Annotated in this window: 13 protein-coding genes; 5 read left to right on the top strand and 8 right to left on the bottom strand. The window is 72.9% G+C overall.

The window, feature by feature from the left end; genetic code table 11:
- The first annotated feature begins 124 nt into the window (after positions 1 to 124).
- On the top strand, positions 125 to 1,117 hold the full coding sequence (locus ABD54_RS11940; protein ID WP_047869532.1) for an exonuclease domain-containing protein: 993 nt from the start codon (positions 125 to 127) through the stop codon (positions 1,115 to 1,117).
- A 204-nt stretch (positions 1,118 to 1,321) separates the two neighbouring features.
- Here ABD54_RS11940 and ABD54_RS11945 read toward each other — a convergent pair whose 3' ends face one another.
- Complete coding sequence (locus ABD54_RS11945; RefSeq protein WP_047869533.1) at positions 1,322 to 2,470, bottom strand: hypothetical protein; 1,149 nt, start codon at positions 2,468 to 2,470, stop codon at positions 1,322 to 1,324.
- A 275-nt stretch (positions 2,471 to 2,745) separates the two neighbouring features.
- On the opposite strand from ABD54_RS11945, the gene ABD54_RS11950 reads away from it, so the two are divergent.
- Positions 2,746 to 3,618 (top strand): helix-turn-helix domain-containing protein, encoded by an 873-nt coding sequence (locus ABD54_RS11950; protein ID WP_047869534.1) that lies wholly within the window; start codon positions 2,746 to 2,748, stop codon positions 3,616 to 3,618.
- 87 nt (positions 3,619 to 3,705) lie between these two features.
- On the opposite strand, the gene ABD54_RS11955 is transcribed toward ABD54_RS11950, so the two are convergent.
- The 3 genes from ABD54_RS11955 to ABD54_RS11965 all read right to left on the bottom strand — a co-directional run bounded on the left by ABD54_RS11955 (position 3,706) and on the right by ABD54_RS11965 (position 6,841).
- A complete protein-coding gene (locus ABD54_RS11955; protein ID WP_047869559.1) occupies positions 3,706 to 4,497 on the bottom strand; it encodes an alpha/beta fold hydrolase in 792 nt (263 codons plus the stop codon).
- Between the two features lie 284 nt (positions 4,498 to 4,781).
- Positions 4,782 to 6,038 carry an MFS transporter gene (locus ABD54_RS11960; RefSeq protein ID WP_047869535.1) on the bottom strand — a complete coding sequence of 419 codons (1,257 nt, stop codon included), beginning with the start codon at positions 6,036 to 6,038 and terminating at the stop codon, positions 4,782 to 4,784.
- Between the two features lie 215 nt (positions 6,039 to 6,253).
- Complete coding sequence (locus tag ABD54_RS11965) at positions 6,254 to 6,841, bottom strand: TetR/AcrR family transcriptional regulator (protein WP_047869536.1); 588 nt, start codon at positions 6,839 to 6,841, stop codon at positions 6,254 to 6,256.
- Positions 6,842 to 6,948: 107 nt separating this feature from the next.
- Between ABD54_RS11965 and ABD54_RS11970 the strand changes: the two genes are divergently transcribed.
- Positions 6,949 to 7,131, top strand: a complete 183-nt coding sequence (locus ABD54_RS11970; RefSeq protein ID WP_047869537.1) for a hypothetical protein — start codon at positions 6,949 to 6,951, stop codon at positions 7,129 to 7,131.
- 96 nt (positions 7,132 to 7,227) lie between these two features.
- On the opposite strand, the gene ABD54_RS11975 is transcribed toward ABD54_RS11970, so the two are convergent.
- Complete coding sequence (locus tag ABD54_RS11975) at positions 7,228 to 7,725, bottom strand: MarR family winged helix-turn-helix transcriptional regulator (RefSeq protein ID WP_047869538.1); 498 nt, start codon at positions 7,723 to 7,725, stop codon at positions 7,228 to 7,230.
- A 349-nt stretch (positions 7,726 to 8,074) separates the two neighbouring features.
- Between ABD54_RS11975 and ABD54_RS11980 the strand changes: the two genes are divergently transcribed.
- Entirely contained in the window at positions 8,075 to 9,685 is a 1,611-nt protein-coding gene (locus ABD54_RS11980; RefSeq protein ID WP_047869539.1) for an alkaline phosphatase, read from the top strand.
- Positions 9,686 to 10,212: 527 nt separating this feature from the next.
- On the opposite strand, the gene ABD54_RS11985 is transcribed toward ABD54_RS11980, so the two are convergent.
- Positions 10,213 to 10,914, bottom strand: a complete 702-nt coding sequence (locus tag ABD54_RS11985) for a metal-dependent transcriptional regulator (RefSeq protein ID WP_082166785.1) — start codon at positions 10,912 to 10,914, stop codon at positions 10,213 to 10,215.
- A 124-nt stretch (positions 10,915 to 11,038) separates the two neighbouring features.
- On the opposite strand from ABD54_RS11985, the gene ABD54_RS11990 reads away from it, so the two are divergent.
- A complete protein-coding gene (locus tag ABD54_RS11990; protein WP_053063575.1) occupies positions 11,039 to 11,842 on the top strand; it encodes a potassium channel family protein in 804 nt (267 codons plus the stop codon).
- Between the two features lie 86 nt (positions 11,843 to 11,928).
- Here the strand turns inward: ABD54_RS11990 and ABD54_RS11995 are convergent, their stop codons facing one another.
- Positions 11,929 to 12,768, bottom strand: a complete 840-nt coding sequence (locus tag ABD54_RS11995) for a bifunctional 2-polyprenyl-6-hydroxyphenol methylase/3-demethylubiquinol 3-O-methyltransferase UbiG (RefSeq protein ID WP_047869541.1) — start codon at positions 12,766 to 12,768, stop codon at positions 11,929 to 11,931.
- Between the two features lie 412 nt (positions 12,769 to 13,180).
- Entirely contained in the window at positions 13,181 to 13,798 is a 618-nt protein-coding gene (locus ABD54_RS12000) for a DUF4291 domain-containing protein (protein ID WP_047869542.1), read from the bottom strand.
- Positions 13,799 to 13,823 lie beyond the last annotated feature (25 nt).

Raw genomic sequence — 13,823 nt, forward strand, 5'->3', positions numbered from 1 at the left:
GGGGGTTTCCCCGAAGCGGGGACGGGGCCGCGCCGTCGGCGCCGGACCGGTGGGGCCGTTTCGTCCCCGAAGGCGTCCGGGCCCGGATAGCCTCGGTCCGTTCCCCGTTTGCAGGAGGTGCGCGGTGTCCCGGACCTGGACCGCGATCGACTTCGAGACCGCCAACCACGACCGAGGCAGCGCGTGCGCGGTCGGCCTGGTGCGGGTGCGCGACGGCGCGGTCGTGGACCGGTACACCACGCTGATCCGGCCACCGAGGCAGGTGGACTTCTTCTCCCGCCACAACATCGCCGTGCACGGCATCACCGCGGCCGACGTCGTCGACGCCCCCTCCTGGGAACAGGCGCACGCGCGCATCGTGGAGTTCGCCGACGGCAGCCCCCTGGTGGCGCACAACGCCGCCTTCGACATGGGGGTGCTGCGCCAGGCCTGCGGGCACACCGGGCTGCCCCACCCGGGGTGGGAGTACGCGTGCACGCTGGCGCTGTCCCGGCGCACCTGGAGCGGGCTGCCCGACCACAAGCTGCCGACCGTGTGCGCCCACATCGGGCACCGGGTGACGCACCACCACCGCGCCGACGCCGACGCCGAGGCCGCCGCACGCATCGTGATCGCCGCCATGGAGCGCTACGGCACCCCGTCGCTGGCCGACCTGGCCCGTGCCGCGCGGACGGACCTGCGCCGGGTGGAGGCCTCGGCCGGGAGCGCGGTACCCGCTCCGGTCCCGGCCGCCGCCCAGTCCGCGCTGTTCGCCGCGTCCGCCGCCGCGCCCGAGGACCGGTTCGGACGGTGGCAGCGCGACGCCCAGACCCCGCTGCCCGAGCCCTCCCCGGACGCCGACCCCAGCGGGCCGCTGTACGGGCGCACCGTGTGCGTCTCCGGCGACCTGGGGTCCATGGACAAGCCCGAGGTGTGGCGGCGCGTGGCCGAGGCGGGAGGGCGGCCCGCCAAGAACGTCACCAAGAAGACCGACGTGCTCATCCTCGGGAGCCACGGCGGTCCCGGCAAGACCGCCAAGCACCTGCGGGCCGAGACCTACCGCGAGCGAGGCCAGCACATCGACCTGGTCACCGAGGCCGAGCTGCTGGCGCTGCTGGGGATGACCACCCGTCCCTGACCGGGACGCGCACTGTGTTCCCGCGACGGGCAGGGCGGACCGGCCCCGTCGGGCCCCTGTAGCCCCGGCCGACGGCATCGGAGCGGCCTGGACGGCCTCAGCGGCGGAGCCACCAGGTCGGTCGCTGGGACGAGGGCTCCAGCGGGTGCCTTGCACGGGACCGCCCGCGCCCGGAGACGGACGCGGGCGGCTCGTCGGGGTCGGTCAGACCCTCTCGTTCGGCGACGTGGGAAAGCGCAGGATGGCGCCGTTCTCGGCGCTGGTGTGGCCGTGGTCGAGGACCTCGCCGAAACCGGCGTCGGCGGCCATCGCCGATCGCAGCATCAGCGCGCTGGCAGGCGCCCGGAACGCCGCGTCGGGGTCGTCCAGGTCCGCCGGGTCCTTCGACACCAGCACCGGCTCGCCCGGTGAGCCCCACAGCTCGGGTTCGCCGTCGCGGTCGGCGCCCAGCAGCAGGGTGCGCACCCGCGCCTCCGACAGCATCGGCAGGGTGGGCTCGGTGCCGCGCACCGCCTGGTCGTTGGCGAGTTTCTGGTGGTAGTCGGCGATGATGTCGTCGTGGCCGTCGATGACGAAGTCGCGCAGCGCCTCCGCCGCGGCCTCGTGCAGTCGCTCCTCGGCGTCGGGGCCGCCCCGCCCCCCGGCCACCAGCCTGATCGGGATGCTCAGCTTGCGCTCGCCCAGGTTGTCGCGCAGGTAGGCGATGGCCTCCTCGTCACCGCCGACGAAGATGATCCGGGCGTCCACCTCGGCGACGGCCTCGCGCACCTGCTGGGCGATCCGGGCGGTGTTCTCCCGCCAGGTCTCCATCGGGTAGTGCTTGCCGTCGAAGCGGCCGTTGTACCCGCTCAGGACACCGGGTCCGCCCCGGCCCATCGGGTCGATGTTGCGCAGGTCAGCTCCGGAGAAGTCCTTCTCGGAGGCCGGTCCGCTGGAGGGCTGGCCGGTGTAGGAGAACACCTTGGCGTTGACCCGGTCCAGCGCCACCAGGACGTAGGGCAGGTAGCGTCCCCGGTCCACGACCACGGGAAGGGGGTCGGGGACCGGCATGCGCAGGGCGCGGCTCTGCGCGGGCGGCTCGGAGAGCGTGTACGCGCCGAGCAGGCGCCCCTCGGAGGCGAAAAGGGAGTGGCCGTGGCTGCCGAAGGCCCGGGAGGAGCCGTCCCTGACCGCCTGTTCCAGCACGTCCAGGGTCGCTTTGTCGGTGCCCAGCGAGGAGAGTTCGTCACGCAGGTGGCGCCAGCGCAGTTCGAGTTCCTTGCTGGCGTCGGTCCTGTCGCGGCTGGTGTCCAGGTGCACCGAGGCCACCGGAGCGTCGCTCTCGTACAGAGGTCGCAGAAAACCCAGGTCCATGTGTCCGCGGGGCGTGTGTCCCCGCCCCGCCCACCTCCTTCTCGGGGTCGGTCTGCGGGCCATCCTCGGGCCCGTGGTACTTGCTTCGGGCACGCCACGTCGGCGCAGACGCGCTTCTTGCCCAAGGATTTCCTGTCCTTGGACGGGTCCCCTACCCCGTCGGCCGCCGGACATGGGTGACGAGGACCGACGAACGCACAGAAGGGGGTCGTCGACTGTCGGGCGCGGAGGGAGCCCGGACCGCTAGCGTCGGTGACGCGGAGAGGGAGGGCGCCATGCTGGACCGGCTCAACAGGGCCTTGGAGAAGGTGGAGGAGGGCACCGGACGACCGGTGGACGTGGCGGAGATGGCGCGGATCGCGCTCACCTCCGAGCACCACCTGCGCCGCCTGTTCTCGGCGTTGGCGGGGATGCCCCTGTCCGAGTACGTGCGGCGGCGCAGACTCACCCTCGCCGGCGCCGAGGTGCTCGGAGGCGGCGACAGCCTGCTCGACATAGCGGTGCGCCACGGCTACGGGTCGGCGGAGGCCTTCGCCCGGGCCTTTCGCGCCATGCACGGTGTGGGGCCGGGTGAGGCCCGCCGGACCGGCGCGGTGCTCGCCTCCCAACCGAGGATGTCCTTCCGCCTGACCGTCGAAGGGGGTACCACCGTGCGCTACCGGATCGTGGACAAGGAGGCCTTCCGCCTCGTGGGACCCAAGGCGCGGGTGCCGATCGTCCACGAGGGCCGCAACCACGCCATGGAGGAGTTCGCCAGGGGCCTGGACCAGGAGGTCCGGGCGCGCTTAGCGGAACTCTCCGACCAGGAGCCGCGCGGAGTCCTGGGCGTCACCGCCGCCCTGTCCCCCGACCGAGGTGAGGGGAGCCTGATCGACTACTACGAGGCCGCGGCGACCTCCGCCCGGGGCGCGGAGGGCATGGAGACGCTGGAGGTGCCGGAGGGCACCTGGGCGGTCTTCCCGAAGTCGGTGCCCGTGGAGCGGTGCCCCGAGGAGTTGCAGCACATGTGGGCGGACGCCTTCGGCCGGTGGTTCCCCTCCAACACGGCCTACCGGGCCGCCGAGGGGCCGGAGATCCTGCGGATCTCCTACACCGAGGACGGCGCCACCGCCGAGGCCGAGCTGTGGCTGCCCGTCGAGCGCGTCTGACGCGCCCCGGGGCCCGCCGCGGCGCGGAGGCGCCACCCCGCCGGGTACCGCGCGCCCGCTGGCGGGACCGGACGTAGCGGTCGTCTCCTAGACGCGGGTGCGGCAGCGGTCCAGGAAGCGGCGCAGCACCTCGTTGAACCGTTCGGGCCGCTCCAGGTTGGGCAGGTGCCCGGCGCCCTCGACGATCTCCACGACCGAGTCCGGTACCAGCACGTGCATGGACTCGGCGAGATCGGGCGGTGTGAACACGTCGTGCTGGCCCCCCACCAACAGGGTCGGCGCGGACACCCGGCGCAGCAGGGGCGCGTAGTCCTGGCGTCTGGCGCGGCCCAGCAGGGCGGCCGCCGCCCCCTCGGGCGGGGCGGCGTACATCATCGCGCGCACGTGGTCGGCCACCGCGGGCAGTTCGCGGACGTTGGCGGCGGTCATCATGCCCACGAGCACTTCGTCGCCGTAGCCGCGCATGCCCTCGTCGCGCAGCCGTTCGGCCAGCGCCACGCGGGCGGCCCGGCCCTTCTCGGTCTCGGCACTGGGGTCGGTGGCGGCCAGGGTCAGCGAGTCCACGCGGTCGGGGAAGAGCCGGTACAGCTCCAGGGCGATCTGGCCGCCCATCGACAGCCCCACCACGCTCACCACGTCCAGGCCCAAGTGGTCCAGGAGCGCGTCCAGGTCGCGGGCGAAGGTGTCCAGGGTCGTGGTACCGGGGACGACGGTGCTGCTCCCGTACCCGCGCAGGTCGGGGGCGATCACCCGGTAACCGCGTCCCGCCAGGGCCCTGACCTGGGGCTCCCACATGGTGCGGTCGAAGGGGTGACCGTGGATCAGGAGGACGGGGTACCCGGCCCCGCGGTCGGTGTAGGTGACGTTGATCCCGCGCACGGAGGCGATGCCCGGGCCCTCACTGCTCGCCGTGTTCGTCGTCTGGTGTGCCACAGGAACCGATGCTATTCAGACGCGCAGGGGCCCTGGCCACCGAGGTCCCCGGAGCCGGGTCGCGGCCGGGCCGCAGGCGGTCCCTCGACGCCCGCGGCCCGCGGGTACCGCGCCCCGCCGTCCCGGGGCGCGGTACGGCGTGGCGGGCTCGCGCCCTCCACCCGGTGCCGGACGCGGAGCGCCCGGCTACGGGGAGGACGCGCCCGGACGCGGTCGGGTTCGGACGGGGTTCACCGCTGCGCCGCCCCCTTCCGTTCGGTGCAGCGGCGGGCCGGACGGATCCCGCGGGTACCGCTGCCCAGGACGAGGGCCGCCACCAGGTAGGGCAGCGCGAACAGGGCGAAGGCCAGGGCGTGCCCGGTAACCGCGAACACCCCCGCGTACAGCAGGTAGGAGGCCGTGGTGAGGGTGTCGGTGCCCAGACCGGCCAGGGAGGTGACGGTGGCCCGGCTCGGCCCGGTGATGCGGTCCTGGAGGCGGGCGTCGGCGACCACCCCGGCGGTCTGGCACAGGCCGAAGCCCACACCGATCAGCACCCACCCCACCGGGCCGTCCTGCAGGGCTCCGGCGGCGATGGCGGGCGCGGCCAGGCCCACCAGGACGGCCAGGACCCGCGCGGGCAGGCGGGAGGCGGGCCCGGCCAGCAGCCCGCCCAGGAGCACGAAGGCCCACACCACCAGGACCGCCACGGGAACGGTGGCGGCGTGGACTCCGGACTCGGCGACGAGCAGGGGGACGTACTCGTCCAGCGCCTCCCAGAACGCGGTCACCGCGACCACGAGCACGATCGCGCCGCGCACCCGGCGGCTGGAGCGCGCCTCGGCCAGTCCGCCGCGCAGGGCTTCCATGTAGCCGGAGGGCGCCTCCTCCGCTTCCCCGGTCCCCGCGGTGCCGCGGGCGGCGCGGTGCTCGGGCAGGGCCAGGGCCGCCAGGGCGCACAGCACACAGGCGGCGACGCTGGCCGCGCCGACCGCCGCGTAGCCGCCGTGGGCCATGACGGGGATGGCGAGCAGGGTGGCGGCGCCGACGGCGGCCACGTCCAGGGCGCGGGTCACGCCCATGACCCGCGCGTAGCGGTCGGACGCGCCGCGGCGGGTGAGTTCGGTGTAGACGAGGGCTTCGAGGGAGCCCGAGGACAGCGCGCCGCCCGCGCCCCACAGGACGAAGCCGAGCGCGAAGGCCCAGTATCCGGGCCACAGCAGCCACAGCGCGAACGCGCACGCGGCCAGGAGAGGGGCGGCGGCCAGCAGGTAGCGTCGCGGTACCACGTCGGCCCAGGCCCCGGCTGGGACGGACGCGAGGACCGAGGACAGCGACCAGATCACGAACAGGGAGCTGATCTGGGCGACGGTCAGGCCGGTCTCGTCGAACAGCAGCGCGTACAGCGGGTAGAGGAGGACGAACTCCCCCAGGGCCGCGTAGGCGTACAGGGGTCGGGTCAGACGGGACGGACGCGTGCCGGGGGCACGCGAGGACAGGGAGGTCATGGAGGTCTTTCGGTCGAGCGGAGACGGGCACCGGGGCGGGGACCGCCCGGGGTGGACCGCGTGCTCGGACCGAGAACCGGCTGGGAGCTTAATGTCGCTGGAACATGCCTCCAGGATAGAGGCGTGCCAACCGTCGCGACAGGGGGTGTGGACAGCCCGACCGGGGCCGCCGCGCGGGTCGGGGAACCCGCGCCGCGGCCCCGAGAGCGCGGCCGTCAGTCCGCGCGGCCGGGGCCGGGGACGATGCGCTCGACCACGTCGGTCACCAGGTCGTGGAACCGTTCCTGGGGGAAGAGGTCGGGCAGGGTGAGCCGCTCCAGGATGAGCCAGTTCAGCGCCAGGTAGAGCAGGACGACGGTGGTCGCGTCGCCGGGCATACCGGACCCGGTGTGGAAGGCGATGTTGGCGTCCATGTCGGCGCGGACGCGCTCGGTGAGCAACTGGCGCAACTCGGGCCGCCGGGTGGCCTCCAGACGCAGTTCCAGCAGTGCCAAATAGCCGGAGGGGAAGTCGGTGAGGCGCCCCACGGTCTCGTGCATCAGCTCGGCGACCCTGTCGCGGTCGCGCGGCCCCTCCTGGGCCGCGGCCATCACGTCGCTGTCCGGGTCCAGACGCTCGTAGAAGCGATGGCAGACCTGGGTGAGCAGGTCGTCGCGGTTGTTGAAGTAGTTGGACGCCGTGCCGTTGGGGACGGCCGCCTCGGTGTCCACGGCACGGAAGGTCAGTCCGCGCGCGCCCTCGCGGGCGAGCACCTCGATGGCCGCGTCGAGCAGGGCCGCCCGGCGTGCCGGATTCTTCCTCATGTCAGGTCTCTCCTCAGAACGAAGTTGACACCACTTCAAACGTAGTACTACGTTATTACCACTCCAGGCAGAGTACTACGATGTGAGCGAAACTGAGAGGAAATCCCATGCGTGCCGATCCCCTCCGCCTGGACCCGACCACCGCGCCGTCCGCCGAGGTCCGCCCGAAGATCACCCCGCCCTTCACCCCTCCCCGGCCCCAGCCCCGGCGCAGGTACCGCGACGAGACGCCCGGGCACCGTTCGGTGCGGCGCGCCAGGCCGCTGCCCAAACCGGGCGGTGTCCGCTGACCAAAGCCCCGGCCGCCCCGCAGGAACCGAAGGAAGGGGCGCGCATGCGCGCTGCGCGGGCTCGCGCGGGAGCGAACGCTTCCAGAGGGACGCGGGTCAGATCCCGTGCAGCTCGCGGGCCCAGGCCTCCAGCCCGGCCGCGAAGCCCTCCCGTTGCTCCGGCGAGAGCCGGTCGAAGGTCCGCATCAGGGGCCGGGCCCGGCTGGCGACGAAGGCGCGCATGAGGTCGCGGTGCTCGTCGGCCAGCGACACCAGGGCGCGCCGCCGGTTGGCGGGGTCCTCGCGGCGCAGCACCAGCCCCACCCTGGTCAGGTCGCCGACCAGTTCGCTGACGGTGGAGGGCCCCACCCCCAGGCGGGAGGAGAGTTCGCCCATGCCGAGTTCCTGGCCGTGGACGAGCTGGGCCAGCACCGCGCCGTGACGGGCGGTGAGGTGGTGGTCGGTGAACAGCCGCCGCAGTTCGGCGGGCATCTCGGCGTGGGCGCGGCGGTAGTAGGTCTCGATGAGGGGCACGAAGCGCAGCGCACCCTCCACCACCGCGCGGTCCGGCACACGCGTGTCCTCGGCCTCTTCCCGGCCCGCCCCCTGGTCCATGCACCGATGCTACCGGGGGTGCGACGTGGTCGTTCGGGCTCAGTCGGCGACGCCGACGGCCCGGTGCGCGGTGGAGGTGGACGGGTCGTCCAGGACCCGCGGCAGCGCGCGCCGGGCCCGCGCGAGCTCCGGTGACCGGAGGGCCGCGCGACGGGTTTTCCGGCCCTCCGGCGTGTTGCGGGCCCGACCTGCGTCGCAACGGGCTGTCACCTGTTAGTCACCCTAAGGGGTCCAACGTTCACCGCCCGGTGGTTGGGGAGTTCCGCCCGCTGTGGCCGGATAGAGCACGGTCCCCCGCCCGGCCCGACACGGGGCCGGGCTCCCCCGCGACACGATCAGGAGACCGCCCATGCCGGGAAACCCCCGCACCCCCGCTCCACTCCCCGTCGAGACCGTCAGCAGCACCACACGGCGCCAGGCCCTGGTAGGCGGTGCGGCCACCCTGGGCGCCGTCGCGCTGGGAACCGCCTGGAACCCCGGTGTGCGGGCCGACGCCTCCGTCCGCACCGACGCCCCCGTCCGTTCGGGCCGTTTCGCCGAGCCCTTCACGCTGGGCGTCGCCTCCGGCGACCCCTTCCACAGCAGCGTCGTGCTCTGGACCCGTCTGGCCCCCAACCCCTTCGCGGAGGACGGGCTGGGCGGCATGCCCGATCGGCGGGTGGAGGTCGAGTGGCAGGTCTCGCGGGAGGAGGGCTTCGGCCTGCTCTCCGCCTCCGGAACCGTTGAGACGGGCCCCGACGCCGCCCACTCGGTGCACGTGGAGGCGCATGGGCTGCGGCCGGGCACCGAGTACTTCTACCGGTTCCGCGTGGGCAACGAGATCAGCCAGGTCGGCCGCACCAAGACCGCCCCTCCCCCCGGAATCCGCACGGACCGGTTCTCCTTCGCGTTCACCAGCTGCCAGAGCTACACCGCCGGGCACTACAACGCCCACGCGCACCTGGCCGAGGAGGACCTGGACCTGGTCGCGTTCCTGGGCGACTACATCTACGAGACGGGCGGACGGGGAAGCCTGGGCCGGGGCCACCTCCCCGAACGGGAGGTCCGCACCCTGGCCGAGTACCGCGTGCGGCACGCCCAGTACAAGAGCGACGCCAACCTCCAGGCCGCGCACGCCGCCTTCCCGTGGGCGGTGGTCTTCGACGACCACGAGCTGGAGAACAACTGGGCCGACGACCGCTCCAACGGCGAGGACGTCCCGCCCGAGGAGTTCCTGCGCCGGCGCGCCCAGGCGCTCAAGGCCTACTACGAGCACATGCCGCTGCGCTTCGCCCAGGCGCCGGTCGGCCCCGACATGCAGCTCTACCGCAGACTGGCCTTCGGCGACCTGGTGGACATGCACCTGCTCGACACCCGCCAGTACCGCGACCCGCAGGTGCCGGACGCCGAGCGCGGCGACCCCTCGCGCACCCTGCTCGGCGTCCGGCAGAAGCAGTGGCTGCGGGAGGGGCTGTCCTCGTCGCGGGCCCGCTGGAACGTGCTCGCCCAGCAAGTGTTCTTCTCCCAGCGCGACTTCGCCGAGGGCGGGGCGACCGACTTCAGCAACGACGCCTGGGACAACTACCCCGTGGACCGCGACGAGGTCCGCGACCAACTGGCGCGCACGCGCAACGGGGTGGTGATCACCGGGGACGTGCACGCCAACTACGTGTGCGACGTCAAGGCCGACTTCGACGCCCCCGAGTCGCCGACGGTGGCCACCGAGCTGGTGGGCACGTCCGTCACCAGCGGCGGTGACGGCACCGAGCGGGTCCCCGGCGACGATGTGCAGCTGCGGGAGAACCCGCACATCAGGTTCGTCAACCGCAAACGGGGCTACGTGCGCAACGTCGTCACGCCCACCGAGTGGACGGCCGACTACCGCGTCGTGGACCACGTGAGCGAGCCGGGCTCGCCCATCCGCGACCGTGCGCGGTTCGTGATCGCGGACGGCGTGGCGGGTGTGCGCGTGCAGGGATGAACCCCGACACGGGTCCGGGCGGCGGGTGGCGCGCACCCGCCGCCCGGACCCGTGTCGGGGCGCCCAGCTCAGCGGCGCTGGATCTCGGTCAGGTCGATGCCGATGGGGAAAGGGCCGGGAGGTCTTGAGGCGCTGTCGGTGGGCGGTCGGCTTGGTGCAGCCGCCGCTGGGCGCGAGTCCGTGCACGTAGACCACGGCTTCGCCCCGGTCCTGCTCGATCAGCCAGAAGTCGGGGATACCGGTGTCCAGGACCGAGAGCACGACCGCGTGGAAGTTGCGTTGAGGGGGCGCCAGTACCGGGCTTCCGTCGATGAGTTCGGTGTGCGGCGGAAGACCCGGGACGCCGTCCAGGTCGTCGGCGGTGAAACCCCCCGGAGGCGGGCTCAGCGGCTCCTAACGGGACTCGGTGGAGGACTGGCGTTCGGCCACAGGGGAAACAGGCATGTCGCTGCCTCCGGCCGTCGGATCGTTCTCGTCACCCGCGGTAGCCACGCCGTTCGGGTAGCGACGGTGTTTCCGGGAAAGCTCTACCCCTGGTCGTCGGGGCTGATCCACAGCGCCTCGGCGGCCACCAGACCCAGGGCCTGTGAGCGTTGGGGAGCGCCCGCGTCGGCACCCACGGTGATCTGCATCGACCCGGCGTAGGGGCGGCGCTCGGCCACCTCCACGCGCATCCCGATGCCGATCTCGATGTCGGCCAGGTAGCGCAGCAGATCGGGATCGGTGTCGTTGACGCGCACGATCACGCCGCTGACGCCCTTCTCCGCCTCCGACAGCAGAAGGCTCTCGCGCTCGACGATGTGGCCGTCGCGGGTGGGGATGGGGTCGCCGTGCGGGTCGACCACGGGATCGCCCAAGTGGTGGGCGATGCGGTCGACGAACTTGTCCGAGACCACGTGTTCGAGGATCTCGGCCTCGTCGTGCACCTCGTCCCAGGAGTAGCCCAGCTCGGCGACCAGGTAGGTCTCCAGCAGGCGGTGGCGGCGCAGCACCGAAAGGGCCGCCTTGGCACCCGGCTCGGTGAGGTTGACCGCGCCGTAGCGCCGGTGCTCCACCAGGCCCAGCTCACTGAGTTTGCGCAGCATCCCCGACACCGAGGAGTTGGACACCGACAGGCGCTCGGCCATACCGGAGATGGTCACCGGCCCGGTGCCGCGTTCCTGGAGGTCGTAGATGACCTTCACGTAGTCCTCAACCGACGTGGACGGTCGTGTCGGTGCGTTGTCCATGACCGCAACCGTATCGCGGAAGGCTCACCGGCCACCATGTGCGCACCGGCCCTGTGGACAACACGGGCGGGCGGAAGGGCACCCGGGTACGACCTGGGAGAACGGGGTTTGATCGAATCGGGGGGTGGAACAGCACAGCACATCCCCTCCCCGAACCGAGGACCGCCTGAAAAGCTGGCGGTCCGCGACCGAACTGCCGCTGGTCTTCGCGGCCCTGACATTCATCGGTGCCTATGCATGGCCCGCCGTCGACCCCGACCTGTCTCCGCGCTGGCGGGAGCTGTGCGGGGTGCTCATCGCGGCCGTGTGGGTGGTCTTCGCCATCGACTACGCCGTACGCCTGTACCTGTCACCGGACCGGTGGACCTTCGTGCGGCAGAACCTGGTGGACCTGCTGATCGTGGTACTGCCGGTGCTGCGCCCCCTGCACCTGGTCCGGCTCCTGACCGTCGTGTCCCTGCTGCACCGGCACATGTCGGTCTCCCTGCGCGGGCACGTGCTGCTCTACACCGCCGGCATCACCGTCGTCATGCTCGTCATGGCCTCGGTGAGCATCCTGCGCGCGGAGCAGGGCGCCCCCGGCGCCAACATCACCACGCTCACCGACGCGTTCTGGTGGTCGCTGGTGACGGTGTCCACCGTCGGCTACGGAGACCTCTACCCGGTCACCGGCACGGGCCGCCTGATCGCCGCCTTCCTCTTCGTCATGGGTATCGGCCTGCTCGGCGTCATCACCGGAACGCTGTCCACGTGGCTGGTCCAGCGTGTGGAGGACGACAACGGGACGCGTGAGCGGGCCGCCGACGAGAACACCGCGCGGCAGCTCCGCGAACTCACCGAGCAGGTCCGCGAGTTGAGGGCCGAGCTGGGACGCGCCGACGCGGCGGCCGAACCCGCGCCGCCGAGGAGCGGGCGGGCCGACCCGTGAGCGGGCGGCGTACCGGGAAGCCCGGACCGGTCGCCCCGTGCCGCTGGTCCCCTGCCCCGCCCCTGGAGGGACGGCTCGCGTGGGGGTCACTCCGGGCGGCGTGCGACCACCGAGAAGTTCAGCGGGATCCTGGGGGCGCCCTCGGGCAGCCGCCACCCCTGCGGGCACTCCACCAGGCCGGAGAAGGCGGGCCAGTCCATGAACGGGTGCTCCCCCAGTGCCTCGACGACCAGTCCCGCCTCCAACAGCGCGCCCGTCACCTCCGCCAGGTCGTGGCGCCACTCGTGGTTGACGGTCTGGGTGATCGAGTCCGTGGGCCCGTCGGTGTAGGTCGCCGCGTCGTCGTAGACGTTGGCGCCCCCGCCGCTGAGGTAGTCACCGCTCACCTGCCACGGCTCGAAGTCCATGGCGCCCAGGATCGGGTGGTCGTCGCGGATCGCGAACACCCCGCCCGGCTCCAACAGGTCGTGGACCGACCGGGCCCACGAGCGCAGCTCGGGCAGCCACACGATCGTCCCGGCACTGGTCACGACCACCTCGAACGCGCGATCGATGACCTGGGAAGCCGTACGCGCGTCGCCCTCGACCCAGGTGACGTCCGCGCCGACGGCGTCGGCGATGCGCTGGGCGTGGGCCAGCGAGTTCGGCGACAGGTCCAGGCCGTGGACGTCCACGGCGCCCAGCCGGGCCCAGCAGACGGTGCCGGTGCCGATATGGCACTGCAGGTGCAGCAGCGACCTCCCCGCCACCGTGCCGCCCTCCAGGTGGGGCGCGAGCACCGCGACGTCGTTGAGCACGACCGAGGAGGGGCGGGAGGGGTCCGCGATCAGCCCGTCGACGTCGTACATCGCGGACCGGGCGTGGACGTCGGCGCGCTGGTCCCAGTTCGCCCGGTTCTGGGCGATCGCCCTGTCGTGCTCGCTCACGTCTGACCGCCTCGCTCCGTGTACGCGGGAAGTGGTGCGCGTGGGCGGGCGGCGCCCGACCGAACCGGCGTCCTGCCCGCCGAAGGACGGTGTCGGCCGCCGGACGCGCCGCCCGATGGTACAGCTCCGCGCGCCCGCCCCGCCGGGATTTTCCGGGCCCCACCGGCCCCGGGGGACCGGCCCTTCGGCACGGTGCGCAGGGCGCGGGCTTGCCCTGGCGGTAGTACAGCCGCCACGCGCCGTCCGCGTGGCGGCGCCACAGGGAACTGCGCAGGGCCCGCGCTCCGTCGGCCTCGGTCGCGTAGGTCGGGTGCACCGGGTCCGGGGCGAGCAGCCGCAGTCGGCGCCGTACACACCCGGACCCTCACCTGGACTGTCCGGCTAGGGTGACACTGACCAGAGCGTTGCGCGGTCACGCCGCGGCGTCGTGTCCGCTGGCGGGGCGCAGGTGGTCCAGCTCCCCCGGCGCGACCGGGTAGGGACGCTCGGCGGGCAGCAGCCGGGTCGCCGCGGCGGTGTCCCCCTCCTGGACCAGGGTGTGCACCCGGCGCGCGAGCGGGGTGACGTCGGTGATCGAGACGATCCACTCGTCCGCGTAACGCCGCGCGGCCTCGCCCGCCAGCCCCAGTTGCAGGGAGCGGTGTTCCAGCGGGGTCAGGTGCAGGTCGCGCTCGGGGTCCCACTGCACACGGGTCGGCGCCTCGCGCAGCCGCGCGCGCCAGGTCTCCCGGTCCGGGTGGACGGCGGGCGTGTGGTGCGACAGGCACGCGTTGCGCAGAGCCCACGCGAAGCCCTCGCGGGTGATCTCCACGGCCAGCACGGTCTCCTGGTCCTTCTTCAGCCCCCACCCGCACCGATACATCATCCACAGGAACGAAGGCTTGATCCAGGTCATGCGTTCACGCTTCCAAGCGGAGGGGAAGCGTCCCCCGCGTGCGGCGGCCAGCCCGAGGGAGGGGGCGTAGGCCTGGTAGACGGTGACCGTGGTGTCGGTGTGCAGAGCGCGGATCTGGTGCTCGGGGACGTCCATGGGGCCCAGGGTGGTACCCCGGCCC

It is taken from the genome of Nocardiopsis sp. RV163 (assembly GCF_001029525.1).
In the GTDB taxonomy this organism is placed as follows: Bacteria; Actinomycetota; Actinomycetes; order Streptosporangiales; family Streptosporangiaceae; genus Nocardiopsis; species Nocardiopsis dassonvillei.